This window comes from Variovorax sp. 20P10.2.4, assembly GCF_058244205.1.
The window spans coordinates 1-21,471 of record NZ_JBZAYE010000059.1; the positions used below are offsets into that span (position 1 = coordinate 1).

23 protein-coding genes are annotated in these 21,471 nt (G+C 68.9%); 13 read left to right on the forward strand and 10 right to left on the reverse strand.

The genetic code is table 11. The annotated features are described in order from the left end of the window. Positions 1-138, reverse strand: a 138-nt coding sequence (locus tag AC27VN_RS08605; protein WP_490876272.1) for a DUF4124 domain-containing protein, incomplete at its 3' end; no start/stop codon positions are given. Positions 139-340: 202 nt separating this feature from the next. Between AC27VN_RS08605 and guaB the strand changes: the two genes are divergently transcribed. From guaB to guaA, 4 genes are all read left to right on the forward strand, one after another. Next, positions 341-1,810, forward strand: a complete 1,470-nt coding sequence (gene guaB, locus AC27VN_RS08610) for an IMP dehydrogenase (RefSeq protein ID WP_093341788.1) — start codon at positions 341-343, stop codon at positions 1,808-1,810. A gap of 91 nt (positions 1,811-1,901) precedes the next feature. Continuing rightward, entirely contained in the window at positions 1,902-2,150 is a 249-nt protein-coding gene (locus tag AC27VN_RS08615) for a type II toxin-antitoxin system Phd/YefM family antitoxin (RefSeq protein WP_296787868.1), read from the forward strand. Further along, on the forward strand, positions 2,147-2,581 hold the full coding sequence (locus AC27VN_RS08620; RefSeq protein ID WP_057591696.1) for a type II toxin-antitoxin system VapC family toxin: 435 nt from the start codon (positions 2,147-2,149) through the stop codon (positions 2,579-2,581). Before AC27VN_RS08615 ends, AC27VN_RS08620 begins: the two co-directional genes overlap by 4 nt. Before the next feature lie 10 nt (positions 2,582-2,591). After that, positions 2,592-4,211 carry a glutamine-hydrolyzing GMP synthase gene (guaA, locus tag AC27VN_RS08625; protein ID WP_093341790.1) on the forward strand — a complete coding sequence of 540 codons (1,620 nt, stop codon included), beginning with the start codon at positions 2,592-2,594 and terminating at the stop codon, positions 4,209-4,211. 49 nt (positions 4,212-4,260) lie between these two features. Here guaA and AC27VN_RS08630 read toward each other — a convergent pair whose 3' ends face one another. The 7 genes from AC27VN_RS08630 to AC27VN_RS08660 all read right to left on the reverse strand — a co-directional run bounded on the left by AC27VN_RS08630 (position 4,261) and on the right by AC27VN_RS08660 (position 13,448). Beyond that, positions 4,261-5,232 (reverse strand): zinc-dependent alcohol dehydrogenase family protein, encoded by a 972-nt coding sequence (locus AC27VN_RS08630; protein WP_490876258.1) that lies wholly within the window; start codon positions 5,230-5,232, stop codon positions 4,261-4,263. Between the two features lie 65 nt (positions 5,233-5,297). Beyond that, the gene (locus tag AC27VN_RS08635) at positions 5,298-5,600 is read right to left on the reverse strand and encodes an ArsR/SmtB family transcription factor (protein ID WP_395352673.1); all 303 of its coding nucleotides are present in this window, start codon (positions 5,598-5,600) and stop codon (positions 5,298-5,300) included. Positions 5,601-5,653: 53 nt separating this feature from the next. Continuing rightward, a complete protein-coding gene (locus AC27VN_RS08640; protein ID WP_490876259.1) occupies positions 5,654-6,691 on the reverse strand; it encodes an MBL fold metallo-hydrolase in 1,038 nt (345 codons plus the stop codon). Between the two features lie 35 nt (positions 6,692-6,726). Continuing rightward, positions 6,727-7,317: a TetR/AcrR family transcriptional regulator gene (locus AC27VN_RS08645; protein ID WP_490876260.1), complete on the reverse strand. Its 591-nt coding sequence runs from the start codon at positions 7,315-7,317 to the stop codon at positions 6,727-6,729. A gap of 197 nt (positions 7,318-7,514) precedes the next feature. Next, positions 7,515-8,459, reverse strand: coding sequence for a bifunctional Delta(1)-pyrroline-2-carboxylate/Delta(1)-piperideine-2-carboxylate reductase (gene lhpI / locus AC27VN_RS08650; protein WP_490876261.1), 945 nt, complete (start codon positions 8,457-8,459; stop codon positions 7,515-7,517). Positions 8,460-8,490: 31 nt separating this feature from the next. Then, positions 8,491-11,949 (reverse strand): molybdopterin-dependent oxidoreductase, encoded by a 3,459-nt coding sequence (locus AC27VN_RS08655; protein ID WP_490876262.1) that lies wholly within the window; start codon positions 11,947-11,949, stop codon positions 8,491-8,493. Positions 11,950-11,966: 17 nt separating this feature from the next. After that, positions 11,967-13,448 carry a short-chain fatty acid transporter gene (locus tag AC27VN_RS08660; protein WP_490876263.1) on the reverse strand — a complete coding sequence of 494 codons (1,482 nt, stop codon included), beginning with the start codon at positions 13,446-13,448 and terminating at the stop codon, positions 11,967-11,969. 123 nt (positions 13,449-13,571) lie between these two features. On the opposite strand from AC27VN_RS08660, the gene AC27VN_RS08665 reads away from it, so the two are divergent. After that, positions 13,572-14,510: a LysR family transcriptional regulator gene (locus AC27VN_RS08665; RefSeq protein WP_093341799.1), complete on the forward strand. Its 939-nt coding sequence runs from the start codon at positions 13,572-13,574 to the stop codon at positions 14,508-14,510. 46 nt (positions 14,511-14,556) lie between these two features. Here the strand turns inward: AC27VN_RS08665 and AC27VN_RS08670 are convergent, their stop codons facing one another. After that, the gene (locus AC27VN_RS08670; protein ID WP_490876264.1) at positions 14,557-15,423 is read right to left on the reverse strand and encodes a pirin family protein; all 867 of its coding nucleotides are present in this window, start codon (positions 15,421-15,423) and stop codon (positions 14,557-14,559) included. Positions 15,424-15,555: 132 nt separating this feature from the next. Here AC27VN_RS08670 and AC27VN_RS08675 point away from each other — a divergent pair, with 132 nt between their 5' ends. The 7 genes from AC27VN_RS08675 to AC27VN_RS08705 all read left to right on the forward strand — a co-directional run bounded on the left by AC27VN_RS08675 (position 15,556) and on the right by AC27VN_RS08705 (position 20,352). After that, the gene (locus AC27VN_RS08675) at positions 15,556-16,458 is read left to right on the forward strand and encodes a LysR family transcriptional regulator (protein WP_490876265.1); all 903 of its coding nucleotides are present in this window, start codon (positions 15,556-15,558) and stop codon (positions 16,456-16,458) included. A gap of 210 nt (positions 16,459-16,668) precedes the next feature. Further along, a complete protein-coding gene (locus tag AC27VN_RS08680) occupies positions 16,669-17,292 on the forward strand; it encodes a hypothetical protein (RefSeq protein ID WP_490876266.1) in 624 nt (207 codons plus the stop codon). 12 nt (positions 17,293-17,304) lie between these two features. Beyond that, positions 17,305-17,847 (forward strand): GTP-binding protein, encoded by a 543-nt coding sequence (locus AC27VN_RS08685; protein ID WP_296787887.1) that lies wholly within the window; start codon positions 17,305-17,307, stop codon positions 17,845-17,847. Continuing rightward, positions 17,844-18,227, forward strand: a complete 384-nt coding sequence (locus tag AC27VN_RS08690) for a roadblock/LC7 domain-containing protein (RefSeq protein ID WP_490876267.1) — start codon at positions 17,844-17,846, stop codon at positions 18,225-18,227. Before AC27VN_RS08685 ends, AC27VN_RS08690 begins: the two co-directional genes overlap by 4 nt. 90 nt (positions 18,228-18,317) lie before the next feature. Continuing rightward, entirely contained in the window at positions 18,318-18,677 is a 360-nt protein-coding gene (locus tag AC27VN_RS08695) for a hypothetical protein (protein ID WP_296787891.1), read from the forward strand. 233 nt (positions 18,678-18,910) lie between these two features. After that, on the forward strand, positions 18,911-19,519 hold the full coding sequence (locus AC27VN_RS08700; RefSeq protein WP_490876268.1) for a nitroreductase family protein: 609 nt from the start codon (positions 18,911-18,913) through the stop codon (positions 19,517-19,519). Positions 19,520-19,695: 176 nt separating this feature from the next. After that, a complete protein-coding gene (locus AC27VN_RS08705) occupies positions 19,696-20,352 on the forward strand; it encodes a 2'-5' RNA ligase family protein (RefSeq protein WP_490876269.1) in 657 nt (218 codons plus the stop codon). Between the two features lie 8 nt (positions 20,353-20,360). On the opposite strand, the gene AC27VN_RS08710 is transcribed toward AC27VN_RS08705, so the two are convergent. Then, positions 20,361-21,020, reverse strand: coding sequence for an outer membrane beta-barrel protein (locus AC27VN_RS08710; protein WP_490876270.1), 660 nt, complete (start codon positions 21,018-21,020; stop codon positions 20,361-20,363). Positions 21,021-21,283: 263 nt separating this feature from the next. Here AC27VN_RS08710 and AC27VN_RS08715 point away from each other — a divergent pair. Next, positions 21,284-21,471 (forward strand): NAD(P)-binding domain-containing protein (locus tag AC27VN_RS08715; protein WP_490876271.1); only part of this gene is annotated, 188 nt, incomplete at its 3' end.

Sequence of the window (21,471 nt, forward strand, 5' to 3'; positions counted from 1 at the left end):
CTTCTCGGGAATGTCGGTCGGTGGCGGCTGGTCGCTGAAGACCTTCTTGCCGTTCTTGTCGATCCATTGCCATTGGGCGTCCGCGGCCAGGGGCAGCAGGCAGATCGATCCGAGCAGGAGGCTGAGCAGGAACTTCATGGGGCGCAAGTCTAGCGATGCCTTACGTTTTGCAACAGGCAGTGATTGGTTTTCGCCGCGGTCCGGAGACCGGGCAGTGGGCAAATGGCGACGCGGGAGGCGACGGGCGGGCGATAGGCCCGCACCGCGCGGGGCCGAGCCGCGGTGAGCCCGCCAGCATACCCCTCGGCCTCGTTACAATCCGTCTTTTGGAGCCTCACCCATGCGCCTTCTCGGCAAAGCGCTCACCTTCGACGATGTGTTGCTGGTGCCAGCGTTCTCCCAGGTCCTGCCCAAGGACACCTCCCTCGCCACCAAATTCTCCCGAAACATCACGCTGAACATCCCGCTCGTCTCGGCGGCGATGGACACCGTGACCGAAGCCCGCCTCGCGATCGCCATCGCGCAGGAAGGCGGCATCGGGATCGTTCACAAGAACCTCACCGCGCAGCAGCAGGCCGCCGAAGTGGCCAAGGTCAAGCGCTACGAATCGGGGGTGCTGCGCGATCCGGTGGTGATCACGCCCACGCACTCGGTGCGGCAGGTGATGGCGCTGTCGGACCAGCTCGGCATCTCGGGCTTCCCGGTGGTCGACGCCGGCCGGGTGGTCGGCATCGTGACCGGGCGCGACCTGCGCTTCGAGAACCGCTACGACGTGCCGGTGAGCGAGATCATGACGCAGCGCGACCGGCTGATCACCGTGCCCGACGGCACCACCTTGGCTGAGGCCAAGGCGCTGCTCAACAAGCACAAGCTCGAACGCCTGCTCGTGATCAACAGCGACTGGGAGCTCAAGGGCCTGATCACCGTCAAGGACATCACCAAGCAGACCACCTTCCCCAACGCCGCGCGCGATGCCTCGGGCCGCCTGCGCGTGGGCGCGGCGGTCGGCGTGGGCGAGGGCACCGAGGAGCGCGTCGAGGCGCTGGTCAAGGCCGGCGTCGATGCCATCGTGGTCGACACCGCGCACGGCCACAGCAAGGGCGTGATCGAGCGCGTGCGCTGGGTCAAGCAGAACTATCCGCAGATCGACGTGATCGGCGGCAACATCGCCACCGGCGACGCCGCGCGCGCGCTGGCCGAGGCCGGTGCCGACGCGGTCAAGGTCGGCATCGGCCCGGGCTCCATCTGCACCACCCGCATCGTGGCCGGCGTGGGCGTGCCGCAGATCATGGCGGTCGACAGCGTCGCCACCGCGCTGCACGGCAGCGGCGTGCCGCTGATCTCCGACGGCGGCGTGCGCTACTCGGGCGACATCGCCAAGGCCATCGCGGCCGGCGCCAGCACCGTGATGATGGGCAGCATGTTCGCCGGCACCGAAGAGGCGCCCGGCGAGATCGTGCTGTACCAGGGCCGCAGCTACAAGAGCTACCGCGGCATGGGCTCCATCGGCGCGATGCAGCAGGGCAGTGCCGACCGGTACTTCCAGGAATCGACCACCGGCAATCCCAACACCGACAAGCTCGTGCCCGAGGGCATCGAGGGCCGCGTGCCCTACAAGGGCTCGATCGTGTCGATCATCTACCAGATGGCCGGCGGCGTTCGCGCCAGCATGGGCTACTGCGGCTGCGGCACCATCGAAGAGATGAAGAACAAGGCCGAGTTCGTCGAGATCACCACCGCCGGCATCCGCGAGAGCCACGTTCACGACGTGCAGATCACGAAGGAAGCGCCGAACTACCGCGCCGAGTAAACGCGGTGTCCGAATCTGATTCTGGCCAGACCTTGAAAGTCGGGCCAGATCAGGTTTAGAATTCGGGCCAGATTCAAATTTTCTGGCCCCAATGCAATCCATCGGCATCGCTGAAGCCAAGAACAACTTCTCTGCCCTGATCGACTCGGTCGAGAAGGGCGAGGAGGTGCGCATCACCCGCCACGGCAAGGAGGTGGTGCGCATGCTGCCGGTGCGGCGCAAGCCGGTCATCACCGACGAGCAGATCGCGCGCGAACTGGGCCAGATCGACGCGCTGCATGCCGCCATCCTGCCGGGCACCTCGGCCAGCGCTCTGCTGAACCAGGGCCGCCAGCCATGACCGCCTTCGTGATGGACGCCTCGGTCACCGCCGCCTGGCTGCTGCCCGACCACGCCAACGAACACACGCGCAGGCTCTACGCCGCCATCCGCCGCGACGAGGTCGAGCCGCAGGCGCCCAATGCCTGGCAGTGGGAGTGCGCCAACGTCATCGCCAATGGCGTACGCAGCGGCCGCATTCCGTCCTCGGCCGTCGAGGGCCTGTGGAGCGTGCTCGATGCCATCCGCCATCGCGTCGAGCTGCACGAGCTCGCGCCGGCCCAGCACAAGGCCGTGCTCGCCGTCGCCATCGATGCCGGCGTGTCGCTCTATGCCGCGGGCTATCTCTGGCTCGCGCGCTCGCTCGGTCTTCCGCTCGCCACCTTCGACGAGCAACTCATCCAGGCCGCGCCGCAAGCGGGCGTCCGGCTGTTCGACATTTCAACGCTCTGAGTCCCAGCCCATGCAACACGACAAGATCCTCATCCTCGATTTCGGCTCACAGGTCACCCAGCTCATCGCGCGCCGCGTGCGCGAGGCCCATGTGCTCAGCGAAGTGCATCCCTGCGACGTCAGCGACGAGTGGGTGCGCGAGTACGCCGCCGACGGCCATCTCAAGGGCGTGATCCTCTCGGGCAGCCATGCCAGCGTGTACGAGGAGACCACCGACAAGTGCCCGCAGGCCGTGTTCGACCTCGGCATTCCCGTGCTCGGCATCTGCTATGGCATGCAGACCATGGCGCACCAGCTCGGCGGCAAGGTCGAGGGCGGCCACAAGCGCGAGTTCGGCTTCGCCGCCGTGCGCGCCCACGGCCACACCGCGCTGCTCAAGGAGATCGCCGACTTCACCACGCCCGAAGGCCACGGCATGCTCAACGTGTGGATGAGCCACGGCGACAAGGTCACCGAGCTGCCGCCGGGCTTCAAGCTCATGGCCAGCACCGACAGCTGCCCCATCGCCGGCATGGCCGACGAGGCACGCCGCTACTACGCCGTGCAGTTCCATCCCGAGGTCACCCACACCGTGCAGGGCAAGGCCATCCTCGAACGCTTCGTGCTCGGCATCTGCGAGGCCAAACCCGACTGGGTCATGCGCGACCACATCGCCGAGGCCGTGCAGAAGATCCGCGAGCAGGTGGGGGACGAGGAAGTCATCCTCGGCCTCTCGGGCGGCGTCGATTCGAGCGTGGCCGCCGCGCTGATCCACCGCGCCATCGGCGACCAGCTCACCTGCGTCTTCGTCGACCACGGCCTGCTGCGCCTGAACGAAGGCGACATGGTCATGGAGATGTTTGAGGGCAAGCTGCACGCCAAGGTCATCCGCGTCGATGCCAGCGAGCTGTTCCTCGGCAAGCTCGCGGGCGTCAGCGACCCCGAAGCCAAGCGCAAGATCATCGGCGGCGAGTTCGTCACCGTGTTCAAGCAGGAAGCCGCCAAGCTCAAGGCCGGCGACGGCGGCCACAAGGGCGCCACCTTCCTCGCGCAGGGCACCATCTACCCCGACGTCATCGAGAGCGGCGGCGCCAAGAGCAAGAAGGCCGTCACCATCAAGAGCCACCACAACGTCGGCGGCCTGCCCGAGCAGTTGGGCCTGAAGCTGCTCGAGCCGCTGCGCGACCTGTTCAAGGACGAGGTGCGCGAACTCGGCGTCGCGCTCGGCCTGCCGCCCGAGATGGTCTACCGCCACCCGTTCCCCGGCCCGGGCCTGGGCGTGCGCATCCTCGGCGAAGTGAAGAAGGAATACGCCGACCTGCTGCGCCGCGCCGACGCCATCTTCATCGAGGAGCTGCGCAACTTCACCGACGCCGAGACCGGCAAGACCTGGTACGACCTCACGAGCCAGGCCTTCACCGTGTTCCTGCCCGTGAAGAGCGTCGGCGTGATGGGCGACGGCCGCACTTACGACTATGTCGTCGCCCTGCGCGCCGTGCAGACCAGCGACTTCATGACCGCCGACTGGGCCGAGCTGCCGTATGCGCTGCTCAAGAAGGTGTCGGGGCGGATCATCAATGAGGTGCGCGGCATCAACCGCGTGACCTATGACGTGTCGAGCAAGCCGCCGGCGACGATTGAGTGGGAATGAGGTCGGGTCCTTCGCGGACTGTCGTTCGCGAAGAAAACCCCATCGGCCTTCAAGAGCCCGATGGCCCGACCTCGATCGCGATCTTCCCTCGCACCCCATTGTTGGGACTTTCCAGCCGCGCATGGGCAAGCGGAATATCTGCCAGCGAATAAACGGCACCCACGTGCGGCCGTAGCTGCCCGCGCTCGATCAAGGCGCTCAACTCATCGAGCTTGCCGCGGTTCTGTCGCGTGAAGACGAAGTGGTAGCTCGCGTTCTTGCCCCAGGCCTGGACGAGGTTCTGCGGCCTTGCGATGTCCACGATGCTGACGACGCGGCCCAGTTGGGCGAGCGCGTCGGGGCTGCGCGACAGGGTGTCGCCGCCGATGGTGTCGAACACGACATCGACGCCGCGGCCACCCGTCTCGCGCAGGACGGCGTCGACGTAATCCTCCTTCTCGTAGTCGATGAGCACATCGGCACCCAGGCTGCGCGCGAACTCGAAGTTGGCTTCGCGCACGGTGGTGAACACCCGGGCTCCGATGGCTCTGGCGAGCTGGATCGCCACATGGCCGACGCCTCCCGCGCCGCCGTGCACCAGGATGCTTTCGCCCACCCTGAGCGCCGCGCGCACGACCAGCGCTTCCCACGCCGTGCCGCCCACCAAGGTCAGGCTGGCGGCCTCGAGGTGGCTCAGCGAGGAGGGCTTCTTGCCGACGATGCCTTGGGCGGCGACGTGGTACTCGGCATAGCTGCCCGGCCCGTCGAAGATCTGCGGCGTGTACCAGACCTCGTCTCCCGGAGAGAAGGCCGTCACGCCCGGCCCGACTTCTTCCACAACGCCCGATACGTCGTGGCCGGTGATGGCCGGCAGTGGCACCAAGTCGGGATAGTCGCCGCGCCGGACCTGGTAATCGAGCGGATTGATCGAGGTCGCATGGACCCGGACCAGGACCTGTCCCGCATGGGGCACAGGGCGGGGCAAGTCGCACAGTTCGAACGCTTCGGGGCCACCGAACGATGTGAGTCTCAGAGCTTTCATGGCATGTCCTTCATTTCTGTAAAAAGGGATATCGGGAATTTCCGATGTTTCGGGGTAAAAAAAGGTCAAAGCTCCTTGCCGATGAGCTCGGCAAGGGCGCTGATGGTTGCCTCGTTGCGCTTGTAGTAGGTCCACTGGCCGATGCGCCGGACTTCGACGAGGCCCGCTCGCTGCAGGGTCGCCAGGTAGTCCGACACCGTCGACTGCGACAACCCGACGCCTTCCTGGATGCTGCTGACGCAGACGCCCACCGTCAGGACGTCGCCTTCGTCCTGCGGAGGGAAGTTCTTCGCGGGATCCTTCAAGCCCTTGAGGATGTCGAGGCGCGTCCGGTTCGAGAGGGCCTTGAAGACTTCGAGCAGTTCCATGCGCCGATCATATCGGAATTTCCCGATATCCAAATGCCGATGACGTATGACCTTCAAGTCCCAGGGGCCACCCACCACGCATGCCCCGTGCGCGGCGCCTCCAACGCCACCCGTTCCCCCATCACCGGCGTGGCCAGTTTCACATCGCGCGCCCGCGCCAGCGCCTGGATGCGCTCGAACGGCTCGTTCCACGCATGCATCGCCAGGTCGAAGGTGCCGTTGTGCACCGGCAGCAGCCAACGCCCGCGCAGGTCCAGGTGGGCCTGCAGCGTCTGCTCGGGCTGCATGTGGACCTCGGCCCATTGCCTGTCGTAGGCACCCGTCTCGAGCATGGTCACGTCGAAGGGACCGTAGCGATCGCCGATGGTCTTGAAGTCGGCGTGGTAGCCGGTATCGCCGCTGAAGAAGAGCCGCAGGTCGCCGGCCAAGATCACCCACGAGGCCCACAGGGTGCGGTCCTCGTCGAGGAGGGTGCGCCCCGAGAAATGCTGCGCGGGCACGGCCGCGAGGCGGATGCCGCCGACGGTGGTTTCGTCCCACCAGTCGAGTTGCCGCACCCGCGCCGGGTCGACGCCCCAGCCGATCAGGCGGTCGCCCACGCCGAGCGGCGTGACGAACACCTCGACCTTGGGCGCGAGCCGCGCGATGGCGGCGCGGTCCAGGTGGTCGAAGTGGTCGTGCGAGAGGATCACGCCCTTGATCGGCGGCAGGTCGTCGATGTCGATCGGCGGCGCATGAAAGCGCTTGGGGCCGGCCCATTGCACCGGCGATGCGCGCTCGGAGAAAACGGGATCGGTGAGCCAGAACTCGCCGTCGAGCTTGAGCAGCAGGGTCGAATGGCCGAGGCGGTAGAGGCTGCGGTCGGGCGCTTCCAGCAGCGCCGCGGTCGTCAGCGGCCGCACCGGGATCGGCGTGCTCGGCACGGTGGTGTCGCTCTTGCCGGTCAGGACCCGCCAGCCGATCGCCACCGTCTTCAAAAAGCCCATCGGCGCGCGCGGCACGACGTTGCGGTAGACGCCGTCGCGCTGCTGCGGCGACTGGGGGTTGGCCGTGGGGCGCGAGCCGCAGGCGCACAGGGAGAAGGTGGACATGGCGAGGACTCCGTTCGTGAACAGGTGGAAGGGGCTCAGGCGCCGGACGCCGGGCCGGGACGGCCGCAGACGAGGCGCACGGCGGTGCGGATGCCGGCCTGGTATTCGGCCGGCGTGCGGGCGTAGTGCTTGAGGCCGTGCGAGGCGGCATACAGGTGCTGCGCGAGCGCCTTGGCCGTGAGGCCGGCGCCGCGCCAGGGCACGGCGTCGCCACTGGACTGGATGGCGCGCGCCAGTTCCCTGGGAACGGCCTGGTCGAACTCCTCGAGCACCGGTCCGACCAGTTCCCGCGCGGTCGCGACGATCTCGTTCATGTGCTCGAGCGACATCTGCGACCCGTCGTTCTGCGCATGCAGCGCCGCGAAGGCGCCGATCAGCCGCTCCTCGATCGGCAGCTCCTCGCGCGCCAGCGCGGCCCGCATGGCCGCGAGGCCGCGTTCCGCGAACCAGGTGACGGCCTGCTTGAAGAGCTCGTCCTTCGCGCTGAAGTGCAGGTAGAGGCCCTGGCGCGAGATGCCGGCGGCGCGCGCGAGGTCGTCCATCGAGGTCTTGCGATAGCCGTAGCGCAGGAAGACGCCGATGGCGGCCTCCATGATCGCGACGCGCCGGTCGGGGGGCGGGGCCATCAGCGGGGCGCTCCGGCAAGGCCGAAGGAGATCGGGGACAGCGAAGGCATGGGGCGAATTCGACGGTGAGGGTGGGTGTTCAGGGCCCCGCCGATCGACGCACCACGAAGCTCGGTGCCGATCCGCGAGGACAGGCATCGAACTTTACAGTATTGATCTACTTTGTCAATTTGGTATGGAGACCGAGACCCCGCTCCTCACGCGGTTTCAACGCTCTCGTAGACGAGGATCGCCGCCGCGAGGTCCTCGAGCGCCGTGCCCACGGCCTTGAAGACGGTCCGTCCCTCGGTCCCGGTTCGTCCCTGGACCCGGCCGGCGGCGAGGTCGGCCAGCTCTCCCGCCACGTCCGTGGCAGCGAACACGCCGCGCGACATCGGTCCGAGCAGCTCGCCGCTCTTCTGCAGGGCCTCCCGCGTATCGATGAAGAGCTTCGCGCTGGCGAACGAGGCGTCGTCGGCCTCGCGCATCTGCGGCGTGAAGCTGCCGATCAGGTCGAGGTGGCTGTGCGGCCGCAGCCAGGCGCCCTCGATCACCGGCTGGGTGGCGAGCGTGGCGCAGCTCACGATGTCGGCTTCGCTCGCGGCCCGGGCGAGATCGGGGGCGACGAACGCAGCCAGACCCTGCGCCTGGAGGCGCTCGGCAAGCGCCTTCGCCGCCACTTCGTTGCGATCCCAGACCGCCACGCGCTCGATGGGCCGCACGTTGCGAAAAGCTTCGGGAACCAGGCCACCGACACGGCCGCAGCCGACGACGAGCAGGCTGCGCGCCTCCACGGGCGCGAGGTAGGACGCGGCGAGGGCCGAGGCGGCGGCGGTGCGGCGCGAGGTGATCTCGTTGCCGTCGATCTGCGCCAGCGGCTCGCCCGTGCTCGCGTCGTAGAGCGTGTAGGTGGAGAACAGCCCCGGCAGGCCGCGTTCGGCATTGCCCGGGAAGATGTTCACCGTCTTGATGCCCAGGTAGCGGCCCTCCTGCCACGCCGGCATGATCAGCACGGTCCCGCCCGCTCGCGGAGCCTGGTGCTGGAGCGTGTGTACATGCCGCAATGGCACTTCGCAGCCGGCGACGAACATGTCGCGCAGCGCGGGGATCAGGCGCTCGAAGCGCAGGGCGTGGCGGGTGGTTTCGGTATCGATGGTTCTCATGGGGCTGTGGCGTGGAAACGGAGGGCGGGCCTCATGCATCGAGCACGAGGTCTTCGAGCGGCACGGCCTGGCATGTCAGGCACACGGCCGGGTCTTCGGGTTCGCGGCCGTGCAGGTGGGACACCTTGCCGGCGATCAGGCGCACGGCGCAGCTTTCGCATTGCCCCACGCGGCAGCCGCTGGGCAACTGCAGACCCAGCGATTCGCCGAAGCTCAGCAGCGTGCCCTGCCTGGGCGTCCACGCGACCGGTCCGCGGCCCGAGCGCGCGAAGCGGACATCGAACTGCTGAGGGCCGTCCGTCGGCGGCGCGGCGGGCGAGCGGAACACCTCGCTGAAGATGTCGAAGCGCGGCACGCCGCGCGCCACCAGTCCCGCGATGACGCTGTCCATCATGGCGGGCGGACCGCACAGGTAGAAGCGGGCGCGCTGCCCGATCAGCGTGTCGTCCACCACGCCGGCATCGATGTAGCGGTTCGACTGGTAGTCGATGCCGGGACGGTCCTCGGGCAGCGGTGCGTTGTAGTGGTCGATCACCCGCAGCCGGGGCAGGCGCGCGCGGTGCTGCGCGATGCGTTCGCGGAAGGCGTGCGTCGCGCTGTTCTGGTTGGCGTAGTAGAGCTCGATCGCGGGGCCTTCGGTGCCATCGGGCAGCGACTCGAGCAGGCTGATGAACGGCGTGATGCCGATGCCGCCCGCGAACAGCACCAGCGGCTGGGGCGAACGTCGCGGAATCACGAAGCCGCCCGACGGTGCCCGCAGCTCGACCGTGTCGCCGAGCTTCAGCTCGCGATGCAGATGGCCCGACATGCGCCCCTGGTACGGCGTGCCGTCGGCCGCGCGGCCGCGCTGGTGCCGCACTGCGATGCTGTAGCCGCGCCGATCCTGTTGCTCGGCCGCACCGGTGAGCGAGTAGGCACGCGAGACCGGCGTGCCATCGCCAAGATCGAGCTTGAGTTCGACATGCTGGCCGGGCCGGTAGTCGGGTAGGGCGCCATCGTCCACGGGCTCGAAGTGGATGCCCAGCACGCCTTCGGCCTCGGGCCGCAGCTCGTGGATGCGAAAGCGGCGCATGCCCGTCCACGCGCGCTGTCGCAACGCCGTGGCGGGATCGCGTTCGATGTCGCAGAGAAAGGAGCGGTGCGGCACCGAGCCGCTGACCGGGTCGCAATGGTCGGCCGAGATCAACGCGTTGAAATTGCTGCTCAACGAACCATCGACCGGCAGGCCCTCGCGGTCCAGTTCGCTGCAGCCCTGCCACCAGCCGAACTCGGCCACGACGACATCGTCGGCCAGGCCGGGAGTGACGCGCGCGACGAAGCGGGCCTCGCCCACGCGCGTGCGGATGCGCAGCCAGTCGCCCTCGACGATGTGCTTGGCCTGCGCGAGCGTGGGGCTCAGTTCGGCCACCGGATCGGGCGCGCGCCTGCGCAGCGAGGGCAGGCTGCGATGCTGGCTGTGGCAGTAGAGGCCGTTCTTGGCCGAGCTCAGCACATAGGGAAAGCGGCCCTGTCCGGTCGCCCTGGCGTCGCGCGGCGTGTCGGCGGGCTCAACGAAGCTCGCCACGGGCGGCTGGCCGTGGCGCAGCAGGGTTTCGGAGTAGAGCTCGACACGGCGCGTCGGCGTGTCGAAGCCTCGCACGCCAGTCGGGGTGGCGCGCGCGTACTTCCGCTCGCCCGCGTCGATGTCGCAGGCCACGCCTTCGGGCCGCTCGCGCAACTGCGCCACCGAAAGACCCAGGGGCTCGAGGATGTGATTCCACCCGGCCTCGAGGCTGCCGCCGAAGAATCCGTCGCCCATGCCGAGCCGGCGCGCGAGATCGAACAGCACCTCGTTGTCGGAACGCGATTCGCCGCGCGGCGCCACCATGCGCTGGCGCAGTTGCACCCAACCGGCCGCGCGGTCGTCGATCTCGAAGCCGATGCGCAGGCCCTCGCGCTCCCAGGGCGTGTTGATCGGCAGCAGGATGTCGGCATGGCGCGCGGCCGGCGTTTCGAAGAGGTCGCAGTGCACATGGAACTCGAGCTGAGACAGCGCCTGCTGCGCGAGCGCGGTGTCGGCCTGCGAGACCGGCAGGTTGGTGCCGAAGGCCATCATCGCGCGCACCTTGTACGGCTCGCCGTCGACGATGGCGCGATAGGTGTCGCGCGCGGTCACCCAGCCATGGGCGGGCGGGCCGATCGGCCGTTCCTTCAGGCCGAGCGCCTTCGCGCGCTGCGCATCGGGCAGCAGCGAGAGCGCATTGACCGCGTTGACGCGCGGACCGGTGCGCACGCGGTTGCCGCCGATGCGATCGAAGCTGCCGCACAGCGCGTACAGGGTGGCGACCGCGCGCTCCGACTGGGTCGCGTTGGTGTGCTGGCCGATGCCGGTCCAGGCGTGATAGGCCGTGCGGTGCCCGCCGCCGAAGAGTTCGGCCGCGGCGCGCAGCGGGGCTTCGGGCACGCCGGTGATGCGTTCCACCTCTCGTGGCGTCCAGGCGGCGCAGGCCTGCGCCAGCAGATCGAAGGCCGGGCGGCATGCGAGGCGCTGGCCGTCTTGCCTCGTCACTTCGACTGCGCCGCGCAGGCGGAAGTGGGCCGAGCCCTGCGGCTGTGCGGCCCGAGCGGTGTCGTAAGGCACTACCCCTTGGTGCGCGTCGCTCCAGACCATGAAGCGGTCGCCTTCGGCATCGGGCCGCAGGTCGCGTTCGCGCAGCAGGTGGCCGTTGTCGTCGCGCACCAGCAGCGGCGCATTGGTCCAGTCGCGCACGAAGGCTTCGTCGAAGCGTTCGTCCTCGATCAGGAGGCGGATCAACCCGAGCGCGAGCGCCGCATCGGTACCGGGCCGCACCGGCAGCCACACGTCGGCCTGGCGCGCCAGTGCCGTGGGACGCGGATCGACCACGATCATCCGCGCGCCTTTCGCGCGGCCCTTCGCGATGGCGTTGGCCTGCGCCAGCCAGGTGTTGGTGGGGTTGTGGCCCCACAGCACGATCAGCTCGGCCTGCGCATAGTCGGCCGGCGGCATGCCGCAGCCGAAGGTGAAGGCGTGGGCGAAGTCCTTGTGCCAGTTGCAGACCTCGGTCGCGTAGCAGATGTTGGGGCTGCCGAAGAGGCGCACGAAGCGCTCGATCCAGTCGATGCTGTCGGACAGCGGCGTGCCGCTCGGCGTGGTGACCGCGAACACCACCGATTCGGCGCCGCTCTCGGCCCTGATGGCGCCCAGGCGCCGGGCGGTCTCGGCCAGCGCCTCTTCCCAGCCGATGCGCACCCAGCCCGGATCCGGATCGCCCTTGGGCCGCGTGCGGCGCATGGGATGCAGCACGCGATGCGGGCTGTGCACGAGCTCGGGCGCGGCCTTGCCCTTCATGCACATCGCCTGGCCGGTCGGATGCGTCGTGTCGGGCCGCACCGACACCAGCATGTCGCCGCGCACCTCGTTGAGCGTGCCGCAGCGCGAGCGGCAGAGCGTGCAGTAGCCGGGCTTGGTTTGCGTCGTGGCCGCGTCCATTCGAGTGCCCGGTCCGTTCAGGGCATCACGGGTGCCACGTAGCTCAGCGTGCGGCCCAGGAACCACAGCATGAAGAGCACCAGCGGCGCATGGACCAGCAGCTGCAGGAAGGTGAAGCCGACGATGTCGCGCGCCTTGAGCGAGAGCACGCCCAGCAGCGGCAGCATCCAGAAGGGGTTGATCAGGTTGGGCAGCGCCTCGGCCGCGTTGTAGACCTGCACGGCCCATCCGAGGTGGACCTTGAGTTCGTTGGCCGCCTGCATGACGTAGGGCGCCTCGATGATCCACTTGCCGCCGCCCGAGGGAATGAAGAAGCCGAGGATGGCGGAATAGGCGCCCATCACCACCGCGAAGCTGTCGACGCTGGAGATGCTCACGAACAGGTGCGCGATGCGGTCCGACAGCGTGTGGCCGCCGTCGCCCTTGGCGGCGGTCAGCATGGCCGCGATGGCGCCGTAGAGCGGAAACTGGATGATCACGCCCGCGGTCGAGGGCACCGAGCGCGACACGGCATCGAGAAAGCTGCGCGGGCGCCAGTGCAGCAGCATGCCGATCATCAGGAACAGCAGGTTGTAGGTGTTGAGCCCCGCGATCGCGATCAGCGGGCTCTTGGCCATGAACTCCTGGGCGAGCCAGCCGAAGCCGAGCGCGCACAGCAGCAGCGTGAGCAGCGGGCTGCGCTCGAGCCATTCGCCGGGGCGGCGAGCGGCGGTCGCGTCCGTTGCCGGCTTGGCCTCGGCCAGGTCGATGCCGAGGTCCTGCGCCGTCACGGCGCTCTCGGCCGTGGGCGCGGACCACAGCGCGATCGCGACCGAGACGGTGATCAGCACCAGCGCCATCACCATCGACTGCCACAGGAAGATGGTCTGGCTGAACGGGATCACGCCGGTGATGTCGAGGATGCTCTTGGGCAGGCTGGCGGCGTTGGCCTGCAGCTGCGCCGCCGAGGAGCTCAGGCCGAGCGCCCAGGTCGCGCCCAGCCCGAGATAGGCGGCCGCGCCGGCGGCGCGGTAGTCCATGCGCAGTTCGGTCCGGCGCGCCAGGGCGCGCACGTAGAGCGCGCTGAAGATCAACGAGATGCCCCAGTTGAACAGCGACAGGATCATGCTGATCGCCGCCACGTAGGCGATGGCCTGGCGCCCCGACACGGGCACCGCGGCCAGGCGGCCGATGAAGCGCGCGGCCGGCGGCGAGGTCGCGACCACGTAGCCGCCGATCGCGACCAGCGCCATCTGCATCGTGAAGACGATCAGGCTCCAGAAGCCGTCGCCGAAGGACTTGGCCACGACCAGCGGGCTCGATCCATTGAGCAGCGCCGCGACCGCGACCACCGCCGCCGCGATGGCCGCGAACACGTAGGCATCGGGGAACCAGCGCTCGGCCCAGGCGGTGAAGCGCAGGCCCAGGCGGCTCAGGAGGCCGGGACCCGCAGGGCCGGGGTGCGTGGCGGAAGGGAGCAGGGCGTCTTGGCCGGGGGCTGTTCTTGATGTCGAGGGCATGGTGTCTCCAGTGGCTGGGCCTGGGGCGTCTTTCGCGCCCGGGATGTCGTGCGGGGCGACTATGGGCGAATGCCTCAGTCAATTCAAATATTGAATATCAATAGAGTGATATAGGATCGATCTATGTCGATCACGATCAAGCAGCTGCAGCACTTCGTCGCCACGGCCCACACGGGCCAAGTCTCGCGCGCGGCGCAGCGCTGCTACGTGAGCCAGCCTTCGTTGACGACCTCGCTGCGCAATCTCGAGACCGCGCTGAAGGTCCAGCTCTTCACGCGGCACTCCGACGGGCTGCGGCTTACGGTGCATGGCGAAGGCTTTCTGCGCCACGCGCAGCACATCCTGCGCACGCTCGAAGTGGCGGTGGAGGAGACCCACGGCTCGGCGTCTTCCGTCGAAGGGCGCGTGCGCATCGCCATCACGGACACGGTGTCCGAATACATGCTGCCGAAGATCATCGGCGCCATGCGCCGGCAACTGCCGCTGATCGAGTTCGAGCCGGTCGAGCGCAACCGCGAGGAGATCGAGGCGGGGCTGCGCAGCGGCGAGTTCGACCTGGCCGTGGTGCTGGTCTCGAACCTCTCGCAGGCGCCCGACATCCGGCGCGAGAACCTGCTGAAGTCGCAGCGGCGCCTGTGGACCTCGCTCGACCATCCCCTGGCCACCGGGCAGTCGGTCTCGTTGCGCGAGATCGCGGAGCTTCCCTTCGTGCTGCTCGACATGGACGAGCACGTGGAGACCGTGGGCCGCTACTGGGGCGCGGCGAAGCTCGAACCCAAGGTCGTGTTCCGGACCAAGTCGATCGAGGCCGTGCGCAGCCTGGTCGCGCAGAACGTCGGCGTCACGATCCTGTCGGACCTGGTGTTCCGCCCGTGGTCGCACGACGGCGGCCGCATTCGCCGCACCGCGATGGCGGGCGCGGTGCCGTCGATGGACCTGGGGTTGGCCTACCGGCGCAGCGGCGTACTGTCCGAGGCGGTCGCCGCCTGCGCGAGCACCTTGCGGTTGCTGGCCAAGACGGTGACGCGCGAATCGGACCTGCGGGCCGGCGACGGCCCCTGAATGAAAAGAGCCCCCGCGTCCTTTCGAAACGCGGGGGCTCGATCGCTCAGGCCGGCATGCGCCCGAAGCGGCCGCCGTTGAAGTCGGCCATGGCCTGGCGGATCTCGGCCTCGCTGTTCATCACGAACGGACCGTAGCCCACCACGGGCTCGTCGATCGGTTCGCCCGACAGCCACAGCACCGTCGCGTCGCTGTTGGCCTCGATCTCCACGCCGCTGCCGGCGGTGTCCAGGTGCACCAGTTGCCCTTCACGCGCGATCGTCTCGCCGTTGACCAGCACCGTGCCGCGCAGCACCACCAGCGCCAGGGTGTGGCCTTCCTTCGCCTCGAAGCGCCCGGTGCGGCCTTGCGCGATGCGCAGGTCCCACACGTCCATCGGCGTGAAGGTGCGTGCCGGACCGCGCTGGCCGTCGAAGTCGCCGGCGATCACGCGCACCCGGCCCGCGCCCTCGGGCAGGTCCACCGACGGGATCTGCGCGTCGAGCAGGGTCTGGTAGCCGGGCTCGGCCATCTTGTCCTTCGCGGGCAGGTTGACCCAGAGCTGCACCATCTCCATCGTGCCGCCGCGCTCGGTGAAGCCGCGCGAGTGGAACTCCTCGTGCAGGATGCCGCCGCCGGCGGTCATCCATTGCACGTCGCCCGGGCCGATCAGGCCGCCCGCGCCGGTGGAGTCGCGATGCTCGACCTCGCCCTGGTAGACGATGGTCACGGTCTCGAAACCGCGGTGCGGATGCTGGCCCACGCCGCGCGGGCGGACGGCCGGTTCGAAGGCGGTCGGCGCCGCATGGTCGAGCAGCAGGAACGGGCTCAGGTGCTTGCCCAGGCCGTCGTAGCCGAACAGCGAGCGCACCGGAAAACCGTCGCCCACCCAGTGCGTGCGAGGGGCGCTGTAGACACCGAGAACCTTCTTCATCTTCATCTCCTTGCGTCGCCAGGACGAGGGTCCTGGCCGATGGATAGAGAATATGGGCTGAACGATGGATGCGGTAGATGGCGATATTTGCCATCAGCGTTCTATCTTGTGAACGATGAGGGGGTGCGAGCGATGAAGGACCTGAACGACCTCTACTACTACGTGCAGGTGGTGGACCACGGCGGCTTCGCGCCCGCGGGCCGCGCGCTGGGCATGCCCAAGTCCAAGCTCAGCCGGCGCATCGCGCTGCTCGAGGAGCGCCTGGGCACGCGCCTGATCCAACGCTCGACGCGGCGCTTCGCCGTCACCGAGCCGGGCCAGACCTACTACGGCCACTGCAAGGCGATGCTGGTCGAGGCCGAGGCGGCCGACGAGGCGATCGCGCTGACCCAGGCCGAGCCGCGCGGCGTGGTGCGCATGACCTGCCCGGTGGCACTGCTCGACACGCACGTCGGCGACATGGTGGCGGCTTTCATGGTCGCGCACCCGCGCGTGCAGATCCACCTCGAGGAAACCAACCGCCGCGTGGACGTGGTGGGCGAGGGCGTCGACGTGGCCATTCGCGTGCGGCCGCCGCCGATCGAGGACAGCGAGCTCGTGATGCGCGTGCTCGCCGAGCGCGGGCAGTGTCTGGTCGCGCATCCGCAGCTGCTTTCGGGCGGCATCCCGCGTGTGCCCGCCGACCTCGCGGGCCTGCCGAGCATGGACCTGGGCCTGCCGCAGCACGAGCACGTATGGACCCTGCTCGGCCCCGATGGCGCGCAGGCCGCCATCCGCCACCAGCCGCGCCTCGTCACGCGCGGCATGCTCGCGCTGCGCGCCGCGGCCCTCGCGGGCGTGGGCGTCGTGCAGTTGCCCTCGATGATGGTGCGCGAGCAGATCGCGCGCGGCGAGCTGATCCATGTGATCCAGGGCTGGGCGCCGCGGCGCGAGATCATCCACGCCGTGTTCGCTTCGCGGCGCGGGCTGCTGCCGGCGGTGCGGGCGCTGGTGGACTTCCTGGCGGAACGCTTCGCGGCGCTGGACGAAGACTGAATCCGCGTTCCACTCGCCTCGGGCCGCGGTTCCTCACCCGCAACATTTCGCTTCCATCGCAACCTGAAACCAAGTCTTCGGCAACAAGTGTTGTGGATTTGTTCTCAGTGTTTGTCCGAATCTGAAACCGCGTTTGTACATCCGTACATCATTTGGTTAACAGCAATAACAATATGCAACCATCCAAAAAAGACAGTCAGGGAAGAAGGTATGCCACTCGTTCTGGGCGTGATGGGGCTCCCTCCGGTTGAGGTCGAGCTCCTGAGAATCATCGTCCGCCTCAGCTCCAATCTCCGTTCGCGCTGGACGGTCAGCGAATCGCAGTCCTGCGACCTGCTGCTGATCGACGGCGAAGGCCCGGCCGCGGAGCGGCAGGCGCCGCCGGCCCGTTTTGTGGTGCCGATGGTGCCGCGCCACGGCGCCGCCGCCACGCCACCCAGTCCCGCGCTGGCGCGCCCCATCTACGCCGAGGAACTGGTCGAACTGCTCAACCAGATCGCGCCGAGCGCGGTGACGGGCCATGCAGCGCCATTCGGTGCGCGAGCTTCGCTGAGCCGCTGGCCGTCGCAGGCGACGCTGCAGTGCCACCCGGCCCATGTCCGGCTGGCGGCGGCGCTCGCCAGGAGCGCGCAGTCGGCCGAGAGCCTCGGGGTGCTGGGCCAGGTCGATGCCGAGGTGTGCCGCGTTTTCCTTCGCCTGCTCGACGAAGAGGGCGCCCTGGTCTGGGTCCGGGAAGAAGCGATCCCCGCGCCTCGCGTGGCCGCGGCCGCCGATGCGCGGCAACACAAGCAGGGGCTGCTCTCGCGCATCCGCCGGCGTCTCGGCCTGTTCTGAGCGCGGCGCGCCATGAGGGATTTCAAGCTCGTCTTCACGGGCCCGATGGGCGTGGGCAAGACCACGGCCATCGCCGCCATCAGCGAGACCGCGCCCATCGCCACCGAGGTCGCCAATGCCGATGCCTCCGTGGCCAAGGCCACCACGACGGTGGGACTGGACTTCGGCCAGCTGACGCTGGACAACGGCGACCGGCTGCGCCTGTACGGCACGCCGGGGCAGGCCCGCTTCGACTTCATGTGGAAGATCCTGGTGCGCGATGCGCTGGGCCTCGCGATCCTGGTCGACAACAGCCGGCCCGATCCGCTGGCGGACCTGGTGGCCTATCTCGACGGTTTCGCGGGCGCGCTCGAGAAGATGCCCTGCGCGATCGGCGTCACCCGGCTGCCCACGCATCCTTCACCCACGCTCGACGACTACGCCGGCGCGCTCGCGGCCCGCGGGCTGGTGCTGCCGGTGCTGGCGATGGACCCGCGCCGCAAGGACGACGTCGTCGCCTTGATCGAGACCTTGCTGATGCAGATCGAGGTGATCGACGAGGAGATCGCACCATGAGGATTCCCCACGCGCTCAAGCTGCGTGCCGCGGCCGAGGCATGCAGCGTGCTCGACGAGACGAGCGGTGTCGTCTCCGTGGTGGTCGCCACGCCCGACGGCTTCGAGATCGCGCATGCCAGCCTGCGCGACTTCGATCCCTCGCGCATCGCCGCGATGGCCAGTTCGATGGCCGCCATCGGCGCCGTGGCCTCGCAGGAGGCGCGGCTGGGCCGCTGCACCTGCATCACGGTGGCCACCGACAAGGGCTTCGCGCTGGTCAGCCCGGTGCGCAACGGCGAGACGGAACTGGTGGTGAACGTCATCGCCGACGCCGGCGCTGTGCTCGCGCAGGCGATGTACCGGACCGCCGCCTGCGTGCGGGCGCTCGAGGCGCCTTGAGGCGTCGATCGCAATTTCCGGCGGAGGCGGGTTGCATGCGACGCCGCCGCTTCATCCTTTCATTCGCATGATCCACAGGGAACAAGACACATGGCCACGATCCAGAACAGCCTCGACAACCTCATGACCGCCGACGGCGCGTTGTGCGCCGCCGTGGTCGACTCCGCCAGCGGCATGATGCTGGGCGCCATCGGCTCCGGCGTCGACCTCGAAGTGGCGGCCGCCGGCAATACCGAAGTGATGCGCGCCAAGCTCAAGACGATGCGTGCCCTCGGCCTCAACGACAGCATCGAAGACATCCTGATCACGCTCGGCAAGCAGTACCACCTGCTGCGGCCGATGGCGCAGAAGGAAGGCGTGTTCATCTACTTCGTGCTCGACAAGGCCAAGTCGAACCTGGCGCTGGCCCGGCGCAAGCTGCAGGAGGTCGAGAAGGACATGAACTTCTGAGCGTCCGCGCCCGGGTGCCTTAGGCGCACCCGGTGCATGGGCAATGCGGCGCCGATACGATGGCCGCTCGTTCGCCGCCCCGTCGAACCTTGGTGACCGCTGTCTTCGTCGCGCACGAGGACCCGGATGCCAGCCATCTCGCCCGACGCGGCGAGACAGCCCGCCACTGAACCCTTGCAGCACCTGTCATTCCCGCGGGGCGGCTTCCTCGTTTCGTTTCGAAGGACGCCGACATGCACGCCGACACCTCCATCTCCCGTTCCGTCCGGCGCGAAGCGCTCGACCTGCTGCTGCAACGCCATTCGCCCTGGCCGCTGACCGACCCCGCACCCTCGGCGCAGGATCTCGACCTGGTGTTCCAGGCCGCGCTGCGCGCCCCCGACCACGGCCAGCTGCAACCCTGGCGCTTCATCACCATCCGCGGCGATGCCCGCATCGCGCTCGGCGAAGTGTTCGCACGAGCCGCGCGCCAGCGCGATCCCGAAGAAGACGGCGAGCGCTTCCGCAACAAGGCGATGGCCGCGCCGCTGCTGATCGCGCTCTGCGCGCGCGTGCTGGCGCCGCACAAGATCCCCGAGTCCGAGCAGGTGCTGGCAGTCGGCGCCGCCGCGATGAACATGCTCAATGCGCTGCACCTGCTGGGCTACGGCGGCTTCTGGGCCACGGGGCTCAACAGCTACGACCCGCGGGTGCAGCGCGCGCTGGGCCTGGGCGAGGCGGACCGGCTGCTGGGCTTTCTCTACGTCGGTACGGCGAAGGAGGCGACGCGCGCGCCCGAGCGCCGTGCGCCCGAGTCCTTCGTGCGCGAATGGACGGGCCCGGCGGTCGACGCGGCGCGCTGAAATTTCTTCGCGCGGCGGTCCCGGATCGCGCCGGGCATCTGTACCATTCAGCCCCCCAACGAATGCCATCCGCCGTGCGGTCCTCGACCGCCACCGCACGCGCCCCCACGCTTGACTGCCGCCATCCGCCACACCCGCCGCCGCGCACCCACGTCCCCGCACGAGGGCCGACGCGCATGAAGTCCCGCCGCACCGCCCCCGCGAGCGAACAGCAACTGCTGCTGCCCGGCATCGACGCACCGCCGCCACCGCTGCGCACGCGAGCCCGCGCCACCCCTGGCGAACGCGCGCCGCGCAAGCCGCCGCCGGCGCATGTGTTGTTCTTCGCGATCCATCCCGGCGAGGAAGATGCCGCGCGCATCGCGGCCTGGAGCGCGCAATGGCATGCGGAACGGGACCTCCGTGCCATGCATGTGGAGCCCGACCGGCTGCACGTCACGCTGCATGACCTGGGTGAGCACGACGAGTTGCCGCGCGACAAGGTCGAGCTCGCGATCGCGGCCGCCTCGCGGCTGCACCTGCCGCGCTTCGAGGTGGCGTTCGACGGCGTGATGCGCTTCGCCAAGGGCGCCTACGTGCTGCTAGGCGGCGAGAACGCGGAGGTGGCCGCGCTCGCGGCCTTCAGGCAGCGCCTGGGCGAGGTGCTGGCCGATGCGGGCTTCGCGCCCAAGCGCGCCTTCACGCCGCACCTCACGGTGTCGTACATGCGCGGCGCGATGGAGCCGGCCACGGTCGAGCCGGTGCGCTGGACCGCCGCGAGCTTCGCGCTGATCGACAGCCGGCGCGCCGAGGGCGTGCACGAGGTGCTGGGCCGCTGGGCGCTGCCGGGCTGACGCCGGCGTCAGAAGTTCGCGCGCACGCCCACGGTCAGCAGGCCGGCCTTGGCGTGCTTCGAGACCTTGCCGAAGTAGTCGTAGTCGGCCGTGATCGAGAGATTGCGCGTCACTGCGTACTCGGCGCCGAAGCCGGCCATGAGGCCCGTGCCGTTGCCGCCGATGCTCTCGCCGCCGAACAGGCGGTGGCTGTTGCCGGCCGAGACCCGGCCATGCGCCACGCCGAGCCGGCCGTTGAGCGCGAAGGATTCGCCCAGCGGCAGCCGCGCGGTGGCGGCCGCGTAGAACACCTGGCCGGTGCCGTTCTCGAGCACCGAGTTCGCGCCGAACACGCTGTAGCTGGTGTTCCACTGCTTCACGCGGCCCAGCCGCGCATAGCCGCCTTCCACGCCGAAGGTGTCGGTGAAGCGATAGCCGCCATAGACCTTGAAAGCGGTGCCGCTCTTGCTGTTCTTCTCGCCGCCCCAGGGCACGGGCACGCGCGAGGACGAGGGCAGGCTGTAGCTCGAGCGGCCGATGGCGCCGCCGACGTACAGGCGCGTGGGTTCCTTGCCGTACTCGGCGGCGCCGGCCTTCATCGACGCGGCGGCGCCCAGCAGCAGGGCGGACAGGAGAAGGGTGGTGCGCAGGGACGAGGTCTTCGGAAGCGAGGCGGGGTTCGAATGCATTGAATGCCTGGAAAAGTGGGATGAAAAAGAAGGGAGCCAACGGCGGCACGCGGTGCGCCGGTGGTTGCGTTCATTCTCGAAACCGAGCCTGAAGAAAGGCTGCGCCTCCCCTGAAGGCTTCGTGAAGGTGGTCGCTGCACAAAGCTTCAAGACGCGACGTGCACCGATGGCTAAGGTGCCACGCCATCCCCCCATCCATTCATGCATTCACGGAGACACGGTTGACTGACATCGGACCCCTCGGATTCATCGGACTCGGTGTCATGGGCCAGCCCATGGCGCTCAACCTCGCGCGCGCGGGCACGCCGCTGGTTGTATGGAACCGCTCGCCCGCGCGCGCCGAGCCCTTGCGCGAAGCCGGCGCGCAGGTCGCCGACACGCCCGCGCAGGTGCTGCGCCGCACGCGCATCGCGATCCTGATGCTGGCGCACGGTGAAGCCATTGACGAGGC

Coding starts and splice junctions, on each gene's coding strand:
- guaB (WP_093341788.1), top strand. CDS start 341: ATGCGCCTTCTCGGCAAAGCGCTCACCTTCGACGATGTGTTGCTGGTG.
- AC27VN_RS08685 (WP_296787887.1), top strand. CDS start 17,305: ATGAGGGATTTCAAGCTCGTCTTCACGGGCCCGATGGGCGTGGGCAAG.
- AC27VN_RS08615 (WP_296787868.1), top strand. CDS start 1,902: ATGCAATCCATCGGCATCGCTGAAGCCAAGAACAACTTCTCTGCCCTG.
- AC27VN_RS08655 (WP_490876262.1), bottom strand. CDS start 11,949: ATGGACGCGGCCACGACGCAAACCAAGCCCGGCTACTGCACGCTCTGC.
- AC27VN_RS08710 (WP_490876270.1), bottom strand. CDS start 21,020: ATGCATTCGAACCCCGCCTCGCTTCCGAAGACCTCGTCCCTGCGCACC.
- lhpI (WP_490876261.1), bottom strand. CDS start 8,459: ATGAGAACCATCGATACCGAAACCACCCGCCACGCCCTGCGCTTCGAG.
- AC27VN_RS08670 (WP_490876264.1), bottom strand. CDS start 15,423: ATGAAGAAGGTTCTCGGTGTCTACAGCGCCCCTCGCACGCACTGGGTG.
- AC27VN_RS08645 (WP_490876260.1), bottom strand. CDS start 7,317: ATGGCCCCGCCCCCCGACCGGCGCGTCGCGATCATGGAGGCCGCCATC.
- AC27VN_RS08640 (WP_490876259.1), bottom strand. CDS start 6,691: ATGTCCACCTTCTCCCTGTGCGCCTGCGGCTCGCGCCCCACGGCCAAC.
- AC27VN_RS08690 (WP_490876267.1), top strand. CDS start 17,844: ATGAGGATTCCCCACGCGCTCAAGCTGCGTGCCGCGGCCGAGGCATGC.
- AC27VN_RS08620 (WP_057591696.1), top strand. CDS start 2,147: ATGACCGCCTTCGTGATGGACGCCTCGGTCACCGCCGCCTGGCTGCTG.
- AC27VN_RS08630 (WP_490876258.1), bottom strand. CDS start 5,232: ATGAAAGCTCTGAGACTCACATCGTTCGGTGGCCCCGAAGCGTTCGAA.
- AC27VN_RS08665 (WP_093341799.1), top strand. CDS start 13,572: ATGTCGATCACGATCAAGCAGCTGCAGCACTTCGTCGCCACGGCCCAC.
- AC27VN_RS08680 (WP_490876266.1), top strand. CDS start 16,669: ATGCCACTCGTTCTGGGCGTGATGGGGCTCCCTCCGGTTGAGGTCGAG.
- AC27VN_RS08675 (WP_490876265.1), top strand. CDS start 15,556: ATGAAGGACCTGAACGACCTCTACTACTACGTGCAGGTGGTGGACCAC.
- AC27VN_RS08700 (WP_490876268.1), top strand. CDS start 18,911: ATGCACGCCGACACCTCCATCTCCCGTTCCGTCCGGCGCGAAGCGCTC.
- AC27VN_RS08695 (WP_296787891.1), top strand. CDS start 18,318: ATGGCCACGATCCAGAACAGCCTCGACAACCTCATGACCGCCGACGGC.
- AC27VN_RS08660 (WP_490876263.1), bottom strand. CDS start 13,448: ATGCCCTCGACATCAAGAACAGCCCCCGGCCAAGACGCCCTGCTCCCT.
- AC27VN_RS08635 (WP_395352673.1), bottom strand. CDS start 5,600: ATGGAACTGCTCGAAGTCTTCAAGGCCCTCTCGAACCGGACGCGCCTC.
- guaA (WP_093341790.1), top strand. CDS start 2,592: ATGCAACACGACAAGATCCTCATCCTCGATTTCGGCTCACAGGTCACC.
- AC27VN_RS08705 (WP_490876269.1), top strand. CDS start 19,696: ATGAAGTCCCGCCGCACCGCCCCCGCGAGCGAACAGCAACTGCTGCTG.